This is a genomic window from Treponema sp. B152 (assembly GCF_024181665.1).
In the GTDB taxonomy this organism is placed as follows: Bacteria; Spirochaetota; Spirochaetia; order Treponematales; family Treponemataceae; genus Treponema_B; species Treponema_B denticola.
In genome coordinates this window covers 2,015,177-2,033,480 of record NZ_CP058668.1, presented here as the reverse complement: position 1 = coordinate 2,033,480, position 18,304 = coordinate 2,015,177, and the positions used below count along the sequence as shown (strand labels likewise).

Genomic DNA, 18,304 nt, shown 5'->3' with positions numbered 1-18,304 from the left:
TTTGACAATACAAAAAAATAATTTGCTAACATATTGCTGATATGATTATTTTATAAAAGTATAATTTTTTTAAATAATACGATACTTTTTAATAGAAAATAGGATATCTGAAGGAAGGAAACCATGCATCTTGATTTTTGGAACAATAAGAAACGAGCTGAAGAGTTTGCTCGTAATGAATATGAAAAATCGCAAAAAGAAAATCGCATCAAGAGAGAACAGGAAAAGCGTATCAAGAAAACTGAAAGGAATCTTGATAAAAGTGCGGCTATCAATAAACAATCGATAGATGTATTGCAGCAGTCATTGGAAAGTGAACAAGAACTACAGCAAAAAATAGATACGTTTAATAAACAGGTTGCAGAATTCCAGAAAAAACTAGATGAAAATCAAAGGCTTCAAGAACAACTTCAAATAAAGCAAACTCAACTAAGTTCATGGGAAGAGGATTTGAAAAACCGTGCGGAAGCGAACAGAAAAGAAGAGATGTCGATTCACATCCGTAGCGAATCCGTAAAAAAAGATGAGCAGCGTGTTGCTAAAAAAGATACAGACTTGGAATCTGAACGTCAGAATATCAAAGACGAACGAATTTCAATGAAAGAACGTGTTGCAAAAGCAGAAAAAGCAGAAAAAGAGTATACTGAAAAAAAAGATGAATATATCGAAAGACAAAAATCTGCAGACGAGCAAAAACGCGAATTTGAGGATAAACTGAAAGACTTGGATTCTCGAGAGGAAAAATGCAAGAGTTTGGAAGAAGATATTTCAAGACGTCTTTTTGATGTCGAGACAAAGGAGAGAAATTTTTCTTCTACAGAAAAAACAATTCTTAAAGCTTTTGAAGTGGAAAAAGAGCACTGGGAAACAGAACGAGCTGAAATAGAAAATAATTTGAACGAAAAAATCAAAGAGTATGATCGAAGACTCGCTGACATGGAAGCAATGACAGAAACGATGGACAATATTGCCTTTGACGATAGCGAAGACGGAAAAAAAGCAAAAATTGTTGTCAAAGAAACTATCCGTATGGCAATGAAAACGCTTGAAGAAAATTTGCAGAAATTTAAGGAACTTGATGAAAAGTATGCAAGCGGTACATTTAAAGGTTTTTCAATTCCAATTGATGAAATCAGCAGTGTAAACGAAGAATTGAAAAGCCAGTATGAAGCGGTAAAAGAACACACAGAATCAACGGGGCTTGATTTTTCAGTCTGGCTTGAGAAAATAGAAACATGTATTCTTGAAGCCGATAAAAATTTCAAGTCATTTTTCTTTGCGGAATGTTATCGAAATACAGTCGAGGGTCTGAGTTATTGCAAGGGATATTCTGATATTATCAATATCTTAAACGAATATGCAGATTCTTCAGAAAGTAGTGAAGAGAATGCTTCAGATGAAAGTGATTCTGAATGGGAAGATTACTATGAATTCTTATTTGAGAATGATTATGACTGTTCTTTTGATTACACTCAGCTTAATGAAAACGATTTAAAAAAACAGTATCGGAAGATGGCAAAAAAATATCATCCCGATGCGGCTTCAGATGAAGATCTAGCAGAATATACAGAAATAACAACTCACTTGAATAGGATATGGGAAGAGCTTTCTGATTCAGGCAGGCGCACTGAATATGACAGCACATATCTTGAAAATAGGAATTCGCATCAAGCAGCATAAGGAGATACAATGAAAAATACAACAGATTCTAAATCGGGAAACAAACTTAATCTGCCTGCACTTAAAGCTCCAAGCGGTAGTATGGCAAAAAAGCAGGAAGGGAAAAAGCCATTAAAGTCATTCGACCTTAATAAAGTAAAAAAACAAAGTACGGTAAATGCCGTTCTTAAAAATGATACAATAAAACAGCAGATGCACAAAGAACAGCAGGCACATAAGGGATTGGATTTGGTCTTAATGGGAGACTTGACAGGTTCAATGAGTTCTTATCATGCTATATTAAAAACTAAATTTACGGAAATATGTACAACATTATTTCAACTTATTCCCCATCTTCGTATTGGTATAATTTTTTACCTTGACCATGGAAGTGGAGATAGTTATATCACTAAAGTTCAGTCTCTTACGGTGAATGTTGAGGAGTTGCAGAATTTTATTTCTTATACATCGGATGGAAATGGCGGAGACGCAGACGAAGCAGTAGAAGATGCGCTGCATGATGCCTTTGAAATGAATTGGAATGAAATTAATTCTAAATCTATCGTTCTTTTTGGAGACGCAAGACCTCATGAGGAAACGGAATGTCCTTATCAACATAGTTATTTTGAAATAGTAAGGTCGCTTTATCAAAAGCAAATTACGATAAATACTGTCTATTGTTCTTCCCATATTGATTATCGTCGTCTTGCTTCTTTGTATGAGGTTGAAATTGGAGATTTCACCCATCGTGTTTCACGTCTTGATCATCCGGAATTTTTCTCATGGATTGCAAATGTAACAGGTGGGGTGGCTATCGGCGTGGAACAGATCGATGACATCGTAGACATCATAAAAGCGATGGCTGCAAAGGATGCTGGTAAAATTGATGAACTTGAAGAGGAAGAAGTCAAAGTAACCAACCGTCCAATACCGACTCTCAGACATATTAAGGAACGAGCAAAACAAATCGAGGAGAAAAAGAAAATACTTGGAATTGGTTATTCGTCATAACAATTTTTGAAATTGTAAACTTGATTTATCTGAAAGTTTATGATTGAAATATAATTCTTATAGATAGAAAAACATCTTATTTTTACTATACCATTTGGAAGATAAATTGATAGCGTAAATATAAGCATAACACAGTTTTAACACTAACAACAAGGACAAGCCGCAAATGCAGGTTAAGCGTTAATTAGACGAATACCTTTCGGGCAATTAACTGTAACTTTTAAAAATAGGATATATTTTTATAAATTAAAGCTTAAAACCCGAATTAATAGCTTAGTTTTAGTAAAAATGCTGTATTTTATTATAATAACTGCTTGATAATTATACGCATAATGCGTATAATATGATTGGATATAAAATGACAGTAAAAGAAATAGAAAAAATACTAAAGGCGGATGGTTGGTATTTTGTAACAGCAAAAGGTTCTCATAATCAATATAAACATACTGTAAAATCCGGAAAAGTTACGGTCCCAAATCATAAAGGAGATATACCCATAGGAACCGTGAAAGCGATTCTAAAGCAGGCAGGATTGAAATAAGGATATATGGAGGAATATAAAATGAAATTAGCATATCCGGCAATAATAACATATTGTGAAGAAGATAATAGTTATAGTATAGAATTTCCCGATTTGCAAGGCTGTGTTTCCGGAGGTTTTTCTCTTATAGAAGCGATAGAGATGGGAATAGATGCGGCATCAGGGTGGATATTAACGGAAATCGAGGAAGGAAATGCTGTTCCAAAAGCAAGTGAACCTACAAAAATAAAACTACCTGATAATAAAAGTTTTATAAATATGCTTATTTTAGATATGGATTCGTATAGTGAAAAATATTCAAGCAAATGTGTAAGAAAGAATATAACGCTTCCAAAATGGGTGAATACGCTTGCAGAAAAAAATAATGTAAATTTTTCACAATTATTACAGAACACGATAGTAGAAAAATATGCAGGTGTTATGTAAAAGCATCTAACACCCGCTTCAACCTGACATTGAGGACAAGCTTTGTTGCGGCTTAAGTGAATGTTATGTGGACAACCCTCACTGGGGCGCGTGTAGCAGGAAAAAATGTTAGAAAAAAAAGTAATTACAATAAATAAAAATAAAATAAATATTGATTTCTCTGAATTAGAAAAAGAAATTAATAATTCAAAAATATCGTCAAAAGAATTAGTTGAAGTTGTTAATGTGAAAACAACAATGGAACAGGTAAGTAATGAATTAATAATTTTTAAAGATAATAAATGTATAGCAAATTATCTAATTGAATCCGGAAATAAAAGTAATTTTTCAAGTCTGAAATTTCTTCATTTAGGCATCCGGATCTTAAATAATTTTGGTCTGGTGATCGATGGCGAAATTGATGATAGTCCATTTAAAACAAAAAAGAAAATTAATCAGATAGACGGAATAAGATTTCAGCCGGTTTTATTAAATGCATATAATAATGATAATCCGGAAAATAAGGGAATGGGATTATTCAGCAGAGGCTTACATTTTTCGGGATTTATAACTCCTTCAAATTTCAGATTATGCTGCATCTGCGATGAATGTAAAAAAAGTTTTAATATTCATAGTTACCATGCAGGAAATGGTTATTTCCAGTATTTTTATTCAGATGATGGCAGCGAAACTTTAATGGTACCATATGATGCAATTGAAGATATGCCTGGTCAGTTATGTAAAAATATTTCAGAAGAATCGGTAAAAAGAATTGATTCTCAATTAGAAAAAAAAGGATATGAACGATTTAAATTTTACAATCCTTTTAGATGTCCCTATTGTAAAGCTCCATATATTGATTTTCAAAAACATCCGGAAATAAGAGAATATGAATATTATGCAAATGTATTTTTGAATAAAGAAATGATAGAATATAAGGAAAAAAATGAAATCAACTGAAGTATATAAAACTATAAATATAATAATTTAGGAAGGTTTTAATTGAAAATGAATAAAAATATAATCGCAATTATTTATGCAGTTGCTGCAGCAGCTTTTTATGCATTGAATGTTCCTTGTTCCAAAATACTCCTTCAAAATATTTCACCTGTATTTATGGCCGGACTTCTTTATATTGGAGCGGGACTTGGTGTAGGGATTTTGTATTTATTCAGTTTTAAAAAAGAGCAAAAATCTGAACGGCTTGGTAAAACTGATTTACCGTACACTTTGGGAATGATTGGTCTTGATATTGTCGCTCCAATTTTGTTAATGCTTGGGGTGAAATACGGAACTTCATCAAATGCGTCTTTGCTTGGAAATTTTGAAATAGTAGCTACAGCATTAATTGCATTGATTATATTTAAGGAAAAAGTGACATGGAGATTATGGCTTGCAATTCTTTTTATTACTGCTTCAAGTATAATTCTTTCGTTTGAAAATATTGAAGGATTAAATTTTTCCATAGGCTCTTTGTTTGTCCTTGGAGCAACAATTTGCTGGGGATTGGAAAATAATTGTACCCGCAGAATATCAAATAAAAGTACATATCAGATTGTAACAATAAAAGGACTTTGTTCAGGCTTTGGTTCGATAATTGTAGCTCTTGTTTCCGGTAAAACCGGTTTTGCTCTTAAATATATTCCTTTCGCATTATTGTTAGGATTTGTAGCCTACGGATTAAGTATTTTTACATACATTCGTGCTCAAAAATATTTGGGTGCAGCTAAAACAAGTGCATATTATTCGCTTGCGCCATTTATAGGAACATTTTTGGCCTTTATATTATTAAAAGAGAGCATATCAATTAAGTATATATCGGCGTTAGTTGTAATGATTATAGGCACTGTTTTTATAGTGTATGACACATTAATTAAAGAACATTTGCACGGACATAGGCATACATTTACGCATACACATGACGGCATAACGCACACCCATACAATAGCCCATTCTCATTTACATAATCACTTTATTTCTGATTCAAAACATGGTCATCATCATAGCATTGAGGAATTAGAAAATGAATTAAAAAATGAGATAGGAAAATAAAAAAAATCAGAAGTTCTATTGACGTTACAAACGATTTGTTGTATATTATAGATGTAAGTTAATTAGAACAACGATTCGAATAACTTACACAGACACCGGGCAAGAGATGCCCGAAAGAAGGTGAATTATGACACAGACAGAGCGGAGGCGTTTTTTGATTGAATATCTTCTCGCAGAAAATTCACAATATAGAGGAGTGCAGATTCCTGAAAGTGAAACAGAGCAAAAATATCTTCTTCGCTCACTTGTAAATGTGCGTCATGCCGTTCCTGCGAGTGAAGAGTTTTTGCATATTGAAGATGAGTATTTGCAGGAAGAAATTAAATTGTGCGGAATTACCGACATAACGGATTTGGTTCCGGCCTGTGATGATCTTTACATTTGGCGAGGCGACATCACTACACTCAAAGTTGATGCAATCGTAAATGCAGCGAATAGCGGAATGACAGGCTGCTGGCAGCCGTGCCACTCCTGTATCGACAACTGCATACACACCTTTGCAGGAATAAGGCTCCGTGCCGCCTGCGATTCGATTATAAAAAAACAAGGGCATGAAGAGCCGACTGGACAAGCAAAAATCACTCCTGCGTTTAATCTGCCGTGTAAGTTTGTGCTTCATACTGTAGGTCCGATTGCGGACGGACATCCTACTCAAACTGATTGCGATTTGCTTTCTTCATGCTATAAATCTTGTCTTGATTTGGCGCATGATAAGGGCCTTAGGTCGATAGCGTTTTGCTGTATTTCAACAGGCGTTTTCGGTTTTCCGCAGGAGGAGGCGGCACAAATCGCGGTTGCTGCCGTCAGGGAATGGAAAGAAAAAAACGAGAAATCCGGTTCAAGCCCGAACGTGACAGGTCCTGCCGGCGGGATGAAGGTTGTGTTTAATGTGTTCACTGAAAAAGATGAAGAAATTTATGAGAGGCTTTTGTATGACAGAGAAGATTAAGAAATTAAAACAGGTTCTTTCAGAAGCGGAAACAATTGTCATCGGTGCCGGAAGCGGGCTTTCCACTTCGGCAGGATTTACTTATTCCGGAGAACGGTTTGAAAAATATTTTTCAGATTTTGCAGTAAAATACGGTTTTCATGATATGTATTCCGGAGGGTTCACTCCTTTTGAATCGCTCGAAGAGCATTGGGCATATTGGAGCCGTTATATTATGATAAACCGCTATATGGATCCGCCGAAACAGGTTTATAAAGATTTGTTTTCGCTTGTGAAGGACAAGGATTATTTTGTGATCACAACAAATGTAGACCATTGCTTTCAAAAAGCCGGCTTTGACAAGAACCGGCTATTTTACACGCAGGGCGACTACGGATTGTTTCAATGCAGCGAGCCGTGTCATGAAAAAACTTATGACAATGAAAAACAAATCCGGGCAATGTGGGAATTTCGTGATGAAATGAAAGTTCCGACAGAACTTGTTCCCCGTTGTCCTGTTTGCGGAAAGCCGATGAGCATGAATCTTAGGGCAGACCACACTTTTGTAACGGATAAAGGTTGGTACAAGGCATCAAAACAATATGAAAAGTTTTTGCAAACTCGGAATATAATAAAAAACGGTGAACAGGAAGGCGACGGAAAAGTTTTGTTCCTTGAGCTCGGCGTTGGCGTAAACACACCCGGAATCATAAAGTATCCGTTTTGGCAAATGACTGAAGAAAATCCGAATGCTAGTTATGCCTGCATCAATTTTGGAGAAGCCGTTGTGCCGCCCAAAATAGAAAAGCAATCTATCTGTATCAATGACGATATTGGCGAAGTCTTGAAGAAAATGGTATAATTGGAAATATGAAAATAAGTGTTCGTTTTACGGCAGCAGTACATACTCTTTTGTGTATCCGGTATTTTGAAAAAGATATGCGCGTTACTTCGGATTTTATTTCTGCAAGCACAGGTGTAAATGCCGTTATCATAAGAAAAATTTTGCTTCAGTTACAAAAAGCGGGACTTGTGGAAACTGCCGCAGGGGTCGGCGGGTCGCACTTGGCTCAAGCCGCAGATAAAATAACGCTTCTCGATGTTTACAACGCAATCAATGAGGGCGATGAAGAACGGGATATTTTTAATTTTCATCCTAAGCCGAATCCGAAATGTCCTGTGGGAAGCAAAATTCATCTTGTGCTTGATGCTAAATTGGATGATGCCCAAAAAGCAATGAAGGATTCGCTTAACAAAACAACTATTGCCGATTTAAGTAAAGATATTTAACATTCACAAAATAAAATAATGTTGATAATTCTCATCATTGACTAATTATAAGCATTTATGATAATATATCTAAAAATTTAATATATTGTGAGGTTGTTATGATAGAAGTAAATGCTATGGGACAGGCTTGTCCTATTCCCGTTATTATGGCAAAAAAGGCTGTCAGGGAAAATACGGGTAAAGAAAATATCTCGGTCAAGGTTGATAATGAGGTTGCAACTCAAAACCTTTCAAAGATGGCGGCTCAGCTCGGCATAGGGGTTGAGGTAAACAAGATTTCTGAAAAAGAGTTTACAGTTCTTTTAAAGGCAAAAGACGGTGTAAATCTAAATCCTGTTGCCGTTCCTCAAACTTCGAATACTGAATATGCTGTTGTTATAAACTCGGATCAGATGGGTTCGGGAGATGAAGGCTTCGGCAAAAAGCTTTTAGAAGGTTTTATCTATGCCCTCACGGAACAGGATGTGCTTCCCAAGTTCGTTGTATGCTATAATTCGGGTGTAAAGCTTACAACCGAAAACGAAAAAACCGTAAACGACTTAAAGGCTCTTGCCTCTCAAGGCTGCGAAGTTCTGTCTTGCGGCTTGTGTCTGGACTTTTACGGGCTTAAAGAAAAGCTCAAGGTAGGAAGCCCTACAAATATGTACCGCATTACCGAAATTATGCGCACCCACTTTGTAGTCCGCCCATAGTTTACCAAAGTGTAGCAAAAAAAAGAGTAACGGAAGAAAGATTTGAAAACCTACGGAGTTTTTTCGTTTTCGTCTTCTCATCATGCGATAGCCGCTGAAGCTGTAACTGCTGACGCAGTTATAGCTTCAGGTGAAGTTTCCGATGCTGAAGCATTGGAAACTTCGGGAGATTTTTCTTCTTCGGCTTCAAGTGCAATCGAGGGCCTGACTGAGGCGAGACTTATTCCTCTTCCGCCTGAAATTTCTGCGGGCTGCGGTTTGGTTCTACGGGTAAATGAAGAAGGCATAAAAGAAGCCTCCCGCCTTTTAACCGAGGCCGAAATTCCTTACACGGGAACTTATCTTTTAAAAATAGAAACAAATAAGAGGTTTGTGGAAAAATATGATCTATCTTGACAATAGCGCAACCACCCTTCAAAAGCCTGAAAGCGTGGCCCAAGAGGTATTTAGGGGGATTGCTTCACATCAATTCGGAAATCCGGGGAGAGGAGCTCATAGTACGGCACATGCAGCCCTCGCAGAGCTTTTTAAAACAAGGCAAACTTTGGCAAAGCTTTTTAATATAAAAAATCCCTTAAATGTTGCTCTTTGTCAAAATGCTACATCTGCCTTAAACCTCGTAATAAAAAGCCTTTTTTCAGGCAAAGAAAATACTCACATCATAACTACCGTTCTTGAACATAACTCGGTCTTGCGCCCTCTTTATCAGCTCGAAAAAGAAGGAGCCGAACTTTCAATTATTCCTATCCAAGACGGCTTTTTGTGCTATGAGCTCATCGAAAAAGAGGTCAAATCAAACACTAAAGCCATTATCGTAAACCACTGCTCAAACGTGATAGGTTCAATCTGTGACTTGGACTATGTTCATTCCATATGCAAAAAACACGGTCTAATCTTAATTGTAGATGCTTCTCAAAGTGCGGGTACAATTCCTATAGACGTATCAAAATACGGGCAAAGCATTTTTTGTTTTACCGGCCACAAAGGGCTCTACGGGCCTCAGGGTACGGGCGGTATTATCGTAAACGGAAATTTCGAGTTTGCTCCTGTTTTTTCGGGAGGAAGCGGAGTTCACTCTTTTGATAAGACTCACCCCTCAGAGATGCCCGACATCTTTGAAGTGGGTACCATGAATGTTCCGTCCTTTATGGGCTTAAATGCAGGGGCTTCCTATGTTTTAGAAACAGGAATTACTTCCATTCAAAAGAAATTGGCCGATTTAAAATTGCTTTTTATCGAGAAAATAAAAACTATTCCTAATCTTAAAATATACGGAAATCCTTGGAGCGAAAAAACGGGGGCTGTTGTAGGTATAAACATAGGAGATATTCCCTCGGGAGAAATAAGCCGTGCTCTCGATGAAGACTTCGGTATCGCAAGCCGACCAGGAGCCCACTGTGCTCCCTTGGTACACAAGGCTTTCGGAACCGAAGAGCAGGGCATTGTCCGCTTTAGTTTTTCTTCTTTTAATACCTTTGAAGAAGTCAAGCAAGCTGCCGAGGCCTTAAAAAAAATAGCTCAAAACGCATAAAAAAAGCGGCCGATTTTTTAACCGACCGCTTGACTTAAAATTCTCTCTCTTCTGAAATTTATTCTATCTTGTTAGATAACCGCTCCTGAAAGTTCACCCGGGGCTTTTTTGCCTCTGGTAATCATCTCTCCGGCTTTTTTACCCTTGGAGGTAAGAGCGATAAAATAAGATGCAACATAGATTGACGAATAGGTTCCGCTTATAAGACCTACAATTAAGGCTAAGGCAAAATCCTTCATCGAATCGGTGGTAAACAAATACAGTGCTACAACCGCAACCATCGTTGTAAGGGTTGTAATAATTGTTCGGGTAAATACCTCAGTTAGGGCTTTGTCTAAAATTTCCTTGCATTCCAGCTTAGGTTCAAGATGAATCTTTTCGCGGATACGGTCAAAGATAACGATTGTATCGTTTATGGAATAACCTATAATCGTAAGAATGGCCGCTATTGTCGTAGAATTAAATTCCATCTGTGTCCACGAGATAAACATAATCATTATGAGCGTATCGTGGAGCAGAGCAATAATTGCTGCGAGCGAAAAATTCCACTGAAAGCGGAACATCGCATAAACAAAGATTAAGACCAAGGCGCCGCCTACTAGCAATATTGCCTGCTGTGCCAACGAAGAAGAAAAACGGGAACCTACAAAGTCCGTACTTATAACTGCAATGTTTTCGATTCCGTAGGCTGCATTTAAGGCAGTGTTTATAATCGAGCGTAATTCTTTGTTTGCATCTTCATATTTTCCGTCATCGGCAAGTCTTATCTGAAAATATCTGTCTTCAGGCGTTCCCAGTTGTTGGACCGAAACTGAGGGTATTGAAGAAAGTGCATGGCGGACCTCATCGGTATTTATCGGTTTAAGACCTTTTTCCAAATGGTGAAGTCTAAACACATTAGCCGAAAGACGGGAAGAAGATTCCGAATTGGAAAACAAGTTTTTAAGAAGCACATTTCCCGAAGCGGTAACTTTTACCTTTAAACCATCAATAGAGGCAAGGCCGTCAGCGAAATCTTTAAGAGTCGGATTATCGGCAAACTTAAAGACATAAGATTTGTTTTCTCCATCCAGAGAGGTGGTAGTAATCGAAATGTCGGATATACCTTGAGAAAAGGAAACCGTTAAAGGTCCTTCATAGGAAAGTTCTACTGCCGTAGGGGCTATTTTTACCTTTTCGATAAAACCGGCCTGAAAGTCAATACCGAAATTTATTCCTTTGGTAAAGTAGCCTATAATTCCGAAGGCTATAAGCCCTATACTTAAAATAATGCACGGAACGAAAAATTTCGAAAAACTGATTATTTTTTTCATTTTATAACTTCCTCCAGCTGATATGAATCTTCTCCAATTTTAATGTTTGAGTTCCAAAGTCAAAAATTAATCTTGAAACAAACAAAGCGGTAAATACTGAAGAAACAACACCTATGGCTAAGCTGTATGCAAAGCCCTTTATCGGTCCGGTTCCGAGAATTGATAAAAAGAAGGCTGCAATGAATGTTGTAATGTTTGAGTCCATAATTGCAGAAAAGGCATGTTCAAAGCCTGCGTTTATGGAGGCTTCCCTTGTTTTACCAAGCCTTAGTTCTTCTTTTATTCTTTCAAAAACAACAACGTTAGCATCTACAGCCATACCAATAGTTAAAATCATACCCGCAATACTGGGCAAGGTAAGAGTTAAATTGAAGGCTGAAAGAATACTGAACATGATATAAAGGTTTAAAATTTGAGCAATACAGGCATTGATTCCTGCTTCCTTATAGAATACAAGCATAAAAACCAAAACTGCAATTAAGCCCCATTGCAAGGCCTTAATACCTTCATTAATTTTTTCGTCTCCTAAGCTGGCTCCTACAACCTGCTGTGTTTCAAGCTGGAGAGGAACATTTAGCCATGCAGTCCGTAAAACGGTTTTAAGGTTGTTTGCTTCTGTTGCAGACATTCCGCTTATGCTTCCCGAACCTCCGGTGATAGGCTCTTTGAGGTTAGGAGCAGACTTTATCTTGTTGTCCGAAACTATGGCAAGCCTTTTTCCGACATTGTTTGTAGTTAATTCTGCAAATATCTTTGCTCCTTCAGCATCAAGAGAAAAGTTTACGAGGGGGTTATTGGATCTTTGATCTGTCGAAGTGTCAACACTTACGAGGTGTTTTCCTTCAAGGCCTGCCTGCTTTTTTACGACAAGGAAGGGTTCTCTATCGTCTCTTTCATCTATACCGTAGGCATCCTTGTGATATACACCCAGCACCATACAGTCTTCAGGAATAATTTCGGGGTTTAAAAGATTGTAATCGGCATCAAAGGTTTTTCCCGGATTGTTTCGGTAATATTCTCTAAATGCCTGAGTCGCCTCATCATCCACTATATGGAAGGCTAAAATACCTCGGCCCATGATAATGGAGTTTATCTTATCTGCATCGGCAGCTCCCGGCATTTCAATGTAGATTCTGTCTTCACCCTGACGGCGGATAACAGGATCCGTAAGACCGAATTTATCTATTCGGCTTCGGAGGGTGTCCATGGCCAAAGTCATGGCAGCCTTCTTTGAGTCGGCTATTGTATCGCTGCTTGCTCCATCGGCAGAAATTGCAGCATCCAAGTCGGCTTTGATAATAACCAACATACCGCCCGATAAGTCAAGACCCAGTTTAACGGCATTTGTTTGATAGTTTTTTATGCCTAAAATGGAATCCCTATACGCAGTTTCTAAAATAGACTGGGCTATGGGTATAAACTTTTCTTTTGATGAAAGCTTAAAGCTTGCAGCAACATCTTGAGCCGTCCATTGAGAAGGGATTTCCATACCTAAGGCCTTTCTACGGTTCTTAGCTTCTTTAATAATAGGGGCATATTTTTCCGAAAGAGGCTCTGTTGAGTTCGAAGCAGCCATTTCTATAAGCTTATCAACATCAGCTCTTGCCATGTTTTCGGAATAATCTTTAATCTTTTCTCTTGATGCCAAGGCTAATGCCTTATCTTCTTGATTTGTCCAAAAATACCATTTAAGGGTAGGGTGTAAGAAAACAAAGCACAAGGCGATGACAAGAAGAACAACGATAAACCTAAATCTTTTGCTCATTATTTATCTCCCTTTGCGGTTTTAATAATAAAACCGCAAATTGTTTTATTTTGACTCGTTTTGTGAAACTGTATCGTCATTTGCGGAGTCATCGGCCTTTTTTCCGAATAGAGATTTTTTCTTTTCGCCTTCTCCTCCGAAATCAGGCTTTGGAGGCTCATCTTTTAAAACGGCCCCTACTGCAGAACGGTTAATTTCAATCTTGCAGTTGTCATCAACTTTTATGATAATTGTCTTTTCTTTTGTTGAGCTCACAACACCGTGAATACCGCCGATAGTGATGATCTTATCCCCCTTTTGAAGCTGAGAAATCATCTTTTCGGTTTTTTGCTGTTCTTTTTTCTGCGGGCGGATAAGCAAAAAATAAAAAATAACGAATACCAAGAGCATCGGTATTAAAAAACCGAAGGAGCCGAAACCGCCCGGAGCGGTTCCTTGCAATAAAGGCATAAAATTCATAAAACCCATCCTTTTTAAAGTAATTTAAAATATAAATATAGGAAAATACAATATCATATTTTTACATATTCAGTCAATAAGAGGTCAGCTTTTAAAAAAAACTTTTTTTTTAAAATTTTATAAACTTTTTTTTAAAAATTTTACTAAAAATTGCGTTTACAAGCCTATAATTAGATGAAGGCAAGGGAGCGGCGCCGGCCCAATCTTTCGAAATCTTATTGAACAAGTGTTCAAGGTGACGTTATTTTTGTGATTTTTGGAGGTATAAAATGAAATCATTAAATTCACTCATTATTGAAGGAAACATGGTTAGGGACCCTGTTTTAAAAACTACGGCAAACGGAACAGACATCTGTACTTTTTCTATTGCTTCAAATAGAAACTACAAAAAAGACGATGCCTTTGTGCAGGAAACTTCTTATTTTGATGTAGAGTCATGGGCAAGTCTTGCAAAATTATGTGAACAAAACGGGGCTAAGGGCAGGGGAGTCCGCGTTGTAGGCAGAATTAAGCAGGATAGATGGGTCGGTACCGATGGAAAAAACTACAGCAAGGTAAAGGTTGTTGCAGAACATGTAGAGTTTAAGCCTATCTTTAAAAATGCAGGCGAAAAAACACAGGCAAAGGAGGAGGTTCTTATTGAAGAAAAAGTAATGGCATTTTAAATAATTAATCGCTGTCAAGGCCTAAGACGTAAAAGCTCCTTTACGGAGATTCACTCATCGGGCCTTGATAGCATCTTTATTAGGCATATAGTTTTTTGACGATAAAAAGAGCGAGGCTGCGGGGTAAAATTCTGTATAAAAGCAGCAAGAAGGAGTAAGTCCAGTTGTAAGGATAAAAAAATCCGACTTTTCGCTTTTCAGCGAGGCAGGCGACGAATTTTCCTAACTTTTCAGGATTCATCCCCTTTTGCTCGTCTTTTTCCATTTTAGAAACACTTTTTGAAATTCTTCCATTGTAAACATCATCCCCAAGATTTGATTTATTTCTTGCGGCCGTGAAGGGGGTGGCAACATCTCCGGGCATGATTAGGGCACAGTCAACACCGAATGGCTGAAGTTCCGCTCTAAAAGCTTCTAAGAGCTTGCCAAGGGCTGCCTTTGATGCCGAGTAAAAACCCTGAAACGGAATGGCAATTTCTCCGGCTATAGAGCTGATCACAAATATCTTTCCAAAAGATTGGGGGCGCATATACGAGGCGGCTGTCTTTATAAATAAAAAGGCTCCGAAAAAGTTTACATCCATTTGTTTTTTTGCTTCTTCAAGGCTTGTAAATTCCACAGCACCGGAAATACCGAATCCGGATGCACATACGGCTAAATCAATCCGACCTTCCTTTTTCCAAATATCGGAAAAGGCTTTTGTAAGATTTTCTTCATCCGTAATATCAAGGCTGATGTGCTTACTCTTTTCTTGAGGCAAACTTAAAAATTCTCTGCGGCTCATGGTGTAAACAAAATAATCTTTTAGAACCAGGGCCTTTGTAATTTCAAGACCTATACCGCTTGAGCCTCCCGCCACTATCGCTATTTTTTTCATAATTCTACCCCGTTTCAGCTAAATTGAAGTCTTCATTATTATAGACAAAATTCTTTTTTTCTTCTATCGGAAAATTTAGAAATATATGTGAATACTTGAAAATTTCTAAATCTTCATATATACTTGGTCGATATAAATTGACCTGAGGAGTTTAAAATGATTTCACGAAATGCAGCTTTTAGAGAATCTAATTTACCTCTCCCTTCAAAACAAACCGGAAAGGTAAGGGATTGGTACTCACCCGAAGAAGGGAAACGCTTGATTGTAACTACAGACAGAATTTCTGCCTTTGACAGGGTTCTTACAGCCCTTCCATACAAAGGACAGGTTTTAAACCAGCTTTCGCTTTGGTGGTTTGAAAATACCAAGGATATAATCAAAAATCATATAATATCTTGTCCGGATCCTAACTGCATTATCGTAACTGAAGTAAAACCTCTTCCGATAGAGGTCATCGTAAGGGGCTATATCACAGGCGTAACATCTACGGCTCTTTGGTACAGATATTCTTTAGGTGAAAGAAATATATACGGATATGATTTTCCTGAAGGCTTGAAAAAAAATCAGGCCTTACTCAAGCCGATTATAACTCCCACTACAAAGGGCGGTCCTACAGGCCATGATGAAAGACTTACCTGCGATGAGGTTGTTTCGCAAGGCTATCTGTCAAAAGAAGAATGGGGCTTTGTACAAAAAGCAGCCCTTGCCCTTTTTGCGCGCGGTCAAAAAAGTGCAAAAGAAGCGGGCTTGATTTTAGTTGATACAAAATACGAATTCGGTGTAGATAAGGATAATAATATTCTTTTAATAGATGAGGTTCATACCCCCGATTCTTCACGCTATTGGAAACTCGATACTTACGAACAAAGATTGAAGGAAGGAAAGGAACCCGAAAACTTTGACAAGGAATTTGTGAGAATGGCCTATGCAGCAAAGGGTTACCGAGGCGACGGAGAAATCCCCGAACTCGATGAAAATGTCTGGAATGAGGCTATTCAGCTTTATATTACTGCTTACGAAAAATTGACAAAATCTAAATTTGTTCCGGGAGAATATCCGGTTGAAGATCGCATAGTAAAGAACTTAAAAAAGGCAGGCTTAATGTGAGACCTCTTGTAATAATACTTATGGGTTCATCTTCGGATATGGGCCATGCAGAAAAAATAGCTTCGGAGTTAAAGAGCTTTGGAATCGAGTATGCTATAAGAATAGGCTCGGCCCATAAAACTGCGGAGCATGTTGTTTCTATGCTAAAAGAATATGAGGCTCTTGATAGGCCGAAACTTTATATTACTATTGCAGGAAGAAGCAATGCTCTTTCCGGCTTTGTGGACGGTTTTGTAAAGGGGGCTACAATTGCTTGTCCTCCTCCATCCGACAGCTTTGCAGGAGCAGACATTTATTCTTCTCTTAGGATGCCCTCTGGTATTTCGCCGGCCTTGGTGCTGGAGCCTAAAAATGCGGCTCTCCTTGCTGCAAGAATTTTTTCACTTTATGATAAAGAAATAGCGGATTCGGTCAAATCTTATATGGAATCAAATGCTCAAAAAATAATTGAAGACGATTCCAAATTAAAAAGATAGAATTTATGGTGGAATAAAATGTACAAACGATTTTTTTTAATGGCTGCACTATGCTGCTTTTTTGTAATTAATCTTTATACTCAAAACACTGATGAAAAGTTAGAAGCCGAAAAACAGATGGATACTCCGGCTTATAAGATTGAAAGTGTTGAATACAATATAAAAGGCTTTACCAAAGAACGGCCATTATCATCAAAAATACCAATAGATAAAAAACGAATATTTTTTTCACGTGAAGAATTCGACGCATATATTGCAGAGCTTAATACCGAATTCCATAACATGAGAACAATTGAAAGCTATGAAATTACTTTCGATTTTTTGGAGCCTCAGAATAATATTACTCCGGTAAAGCTTAAAATATATGTTAAAGATACATGGAATATTATAGCCTTGCCTTATCCGAGTTTTGATTCAAACCGCGGACTTCAGTTTAAGCTTAAATTAAAGGATTTTAATTTTTTAGGTTCGCTTGAGCCGCTTACAATGGATTTAATATATAACAGAAATAATGAAGGCAAATCTTCTTTTGAGTTTGGTACCGGATTTGCATTGCCTTTCCATATTAATCCGGTTAAATTTCTTTGGACCACTAATGCGGAAATTAGTATAGATGAAGATAAAAAATTCGGCTTTGATTTCGGCACAGGCTTAAGTGCTTCATATAAGTTAGGTGTCGATTGGCTCACTTTAGCGGCGGGGATAACTCAAGATATAAAGGTCTCTGCTTCTCCGTCGGAAAAAGACTATTATCTTACAAACGGATTTTATACATCACTGGTATTTGATATATATAAAGATCAAACATTGGGCACAATCACATGGACTCCTTATTTTGGTATAGACGGTAATTGGAAATTTAAAGAAATGACCAATGAAGAAAAAAAAGGTCTAAATATTAATTGGTCACATAGTTTTGGAATGGGCAAGGTAAACTGGATAAATAATTTTAGACAAGGCTTTACGGTAAATATTGATAATAGCTATAAATATAACACTTATAAAAAAGGTAATGTAGATGTTTCTTTTAATTTGCAAACGAAGGGCTTTTATTCTTTTTTAGAGCGAGTAGGTTTATACGGCAGGTTCGATTTTTTTTACAATCTATTCGGAAAAACATCAAGCGAGCATACCGGAAAAATTTTGCGGGGTATTTTAAATAAGAGAATTGAAACGGATACAGCTTTTAGTTTTAATTTTGATGTACCTATAAAAATAGGCGTTTTTAAATGGGAAGAAATTACCGGAGTTGAATGGACTCGTTTCTTCGGCTTTGAGCTGCACATAACACCGTTTTTTGATATGGCCTTGGTTCATGATAAAAATACCGATACCTATTACAATCCAAAACACGGCTGGTATTCGGGTGGCTTTGAAATAATAATGTATCCGATAAAAATGCGCAGTATTTATGCACGAATAAGTTACGGACATGATTTAAGAGAAATAAAAAATAAAGACGGTTATGCAAAACGTGACGGTAAACCTGTTTCCGAAATTTTTATCGGAATAGGGCTGCATTATTAAAACGGA

At 37.3% G+C, this 18,304-nt stretch carries 20 protein-coding genes; 16 read left to right on the top strand and 4 right to left on the bottom strand.

Annotation, left to right across the window (positions count from 1 at the left end; translation table 11 throughout):
• The first annotated feature begins 123 nt into the window (after positions 1-123).
• From HYB91_RS09505 to HYB91_RS09450, 12 genes are all read left to right on the top strand, one after another.
• Positions 124-1,680 (top strand): DnaJ domain-containing protein, encoded by a 1,557-nt coding sequence (locus HYB91_RS09505; RefSeq protein ID WP_002672322.1) that lies wholly within the window; start codon positions 124-126, stop codon positions 1,678-1,680.
• A 9-nt stretch (positions 1,681-1,689) separates the two neighbouring features.
• Positions 1,690-2,670: a vWA domain-containing protein gene (locus HYB91_RS09500; protein WP_002677049.1), complete on the top strand. Its 981-nt coding sequence runs from the start codon at positions 1,690-1,692 to the stop codon at positions 2,668-2,670.
• A 358-nt stretch (positions 2,671-3,028) separates the two neighbouring features.
• Positions 3,029-3,211: a type II toxin-antitoxin system HicA family toxin gene (locus tag HYB91_RS09495; RefSeq protein ID WP_002672316.1), complete on the top strand. Its 183-nt coding sequence runs from the start codon at positions 3,029-3,031 to the stop codon at positions 3,209-3,211.
• A gap of 21 nt (positions 3,212-3,232) precedes the next feature.
• Positions 3,233-3,637, top strand: a complete 405-nt coding sequence (locus tag HYB91_RS09490; protein WP_002672315.1) for a type II toxin-antitoxin system HicB family antitoxin — start codon at positions 3,233-3,235, stop codon at positions 3,635-3,637.
• Positions 3,638-3,742: 105 nt separating this feature from the next.
• On the top strand, positions 3,743-4,576 hold the full coding sequence (locus tag HYB91_RS09485) for a hypothetical protein (RefSeq protein WP_002677057.1): 834 nt from the start codon (positions 3,743-3,745) through the stop codon (positions 4,574-4,576).
• Between the two features lie 48 nt (positions 4,577-4,624).
• Entirely contained in the window at positions 4,625-5,668 is a 1,044-nt protein-coding gene (locus HYB91_RS09480; protein ID WP_002677058.1) for a DMT family transporter, read from the top strand.
• 127 nt (positions 5,669-5,795) lie between these two features.
• The gene (locus HYB91_RS09475; RefSeq protein ID WP_044909814.1) at positions 5,796-6,617 is read left to right on the top strand and encodes a protein-ADP-ribose hydrolase; all 822 of its coding nucleotides are present in this window, start codon (positions 5,796-5,798) and stop codon (positions 6,615-6,617) included.
• Entirely contained in the window at positions 6,601-7,458 is an 858-nt protein-coding gene (locus HYB91_RS09470) for an SIR2 family NAD-dependent protein deacylase (protein WP_002677060.1), read from the top strand. The genes HYB91_RS09475 and HYB91_RS09470 overlap by 17 nt, the downstream gene beginning before the upstream one ends.
• Before the next feature lie 8 nt (positions 7,459-7,466).
• Positions 7,467-7,886, top strand: coding sequence for an Rrf2 family transcriptional regulator (locus HYB91_RS09465; protein WP_002677061.1), 420 nt, complete (start codon positions 7,467-7,469; stop codon positions 7,884-7,886).
• 98 nt (positions 7,887-7,984) lie between these two features.
• Positions 7,985-8,578, top strand: coding sequence for a sulfurtransferase-like selenium metabolism protein YedF (gene yedF / locus HYB91_RS09460; protein WP_002677062.1), 594 nt, complete (start codon positions 7,985-7,987; stop codon positions 8,576-8,578).
• 42 nt (positions 8,579-8,620) lie between these two features.
• Positions 8,621-8,974, top strand: coding sequence for a putative Se/S carrier protein (locus tag HYB91_RS09455; RefSeq protein ID WP_002677063.1), 354 nt, complete (start codon positions 8,621-8,623; stop codon positions 8,972-8,974).
• Positions 8,961-10,109: an aminotransferase class V-fold PLP-dependent enzyme gene (locus tag HYB91_RS09450; RefSeq protein WP_002677064.1), complete on the top strand. Its 1,149-nt coding sequence runs from the start codon at positions 8,961-8,963 to the stop codon at positions 10,107-10,109. The genes HYB91_RS09455 and HYB91_RS09450 overlap by 14 nt, the downstream gene beginning before the upstream one ends.
• A gap of 71 nt (positions 10,110-10,180) precedes the next feature.
• Here the strand turns inward: HYB91_RS09450 and secF are convergent, their stop codons facing one another.
• Genes secF through yajC form a run of 3 tightly spaced genes read right to left on the bottom strand, consistent with a single transcriptional unit; the run spans position 10,181 to position 13,646 of the window.
• Entirely contained in the window at positions 10,181-11,422 is a 1,242-nt protein-coding gene (gene secF, locus HYB91_RS09445) for a protein translocase subunit SecF (protein ID WP_002672302.1), read from the bottom strand.
• A gap of 1 nt (position 11,423) precedes the next feature.
• On the bottom strand, positions 11,424-13,187 hold the full coding sequence (gene secD, locus HYB91_RS09440) for a protein translocase subunit SecD (protein ID WP_002677066.1): 1,764 nt from the start codon (positions 13,185-13,187) through the stop codon (positions 11,424-11,426).
• A gap of 45 nt (positions 13,188-13,232) precedes the next feature.
• Positions 13,233-13,646, bottom strand: coding sequence for a preprotein translocase subunit YajC (gene yajC / locus HYB91_RS09435; protein WP_002672297.1), 414 nt, complete (start codon positions 13,644-13,646; stop codon positions 13,233-13,235).
• A 269-nt stretch (positions 13,647-13,915) separates the two neighbouring features.
• Between yajC and HYB91_RS09430 the strand changes: the two genes are divergently transcribed.
• On the top strand, positions 13,916-14,311 hold the full coding sequence (locus HYB91_RS09430; RefSeq protein ID WP_002669930.1) for a single-stranded DNA-binding protein: 396 nt from the start codon (positions 13,916-13,918) through the stop codon (positions 14,309-14,311).
• A gap of 79 nt (positions 14,312-14,390) precedes the next feature.
• Here HYB91_RS09430 and HYB91_RS09425 read toward each other — a convergent pair whose 3' ends face one another.
• Positions 14,391-15,188, bottom strand: coding sequence for an SDR family NAD(P)-dependent oxidoreductase (locus HYB91_RS09425; RefSeq protein WP_002677067.1), 798 nt, complete (start codon positions 15,186-15,188; stop codon positions 14,391-14,393).
• Positions 15,189-15,344: 156 nt separating this feature from the next.
• Between HYB91_RS09425 and HYB91_RS09420 the strand changes: the two genes are divergently transcribed.
• Genes HYB91_RS09420 through HYB91_RS09410 form a run of 3 tightly spaced genes read left to right on the top strand, consistent with a single transcriptional unit; the run spans position 15,345 to position 18,298 of the window.
• The gene (locus tag HYB91_RS09420; RefSeq protein WP_002677068.1) at positions 15,345-16,295 is read left to right on the top strand and encodes a phosphoribosylaminoimidazolesuccinocarboxamide synthase; all 951 of its coding nucleotides are present in this window, start codon (positions 15,345-15,347) and stop codon (positions 16,293-16,295) included.
• The gene (purE, locus tag HYB91_RS09415; protein ID WP_002672293.1) at positions 16,292-16,771 is read left to right on the top strand and encodes a phosphoribosylaminoimidazole carboxylase; all 480 of its coding nucleotides are present in this window, start codon (positions 16,292-16,294) and stop codon (positions 16,769-16,771) included. The genes HYB91_RS09420 and purE overlap by 4 nt, the downstream gene beginning before the upstream one ends.
• An 18-nt stretch (positions 16,772-16,789) precedes the next feature.
• The gene (locus tag HYB91_RS09410; RefSeq protein WP_002677069.1) at positions 16,790-18,298 is read left to right on the top strand and encodes a hypothetical protein; all 1,509 of its coding nucleotides are present in this window, start codon (positions 16,790-16,792) and stop codon (positions 18,296-18,298) included.
• Positions 18,299-18,304 lie beyond the last annotated feature (6 nt).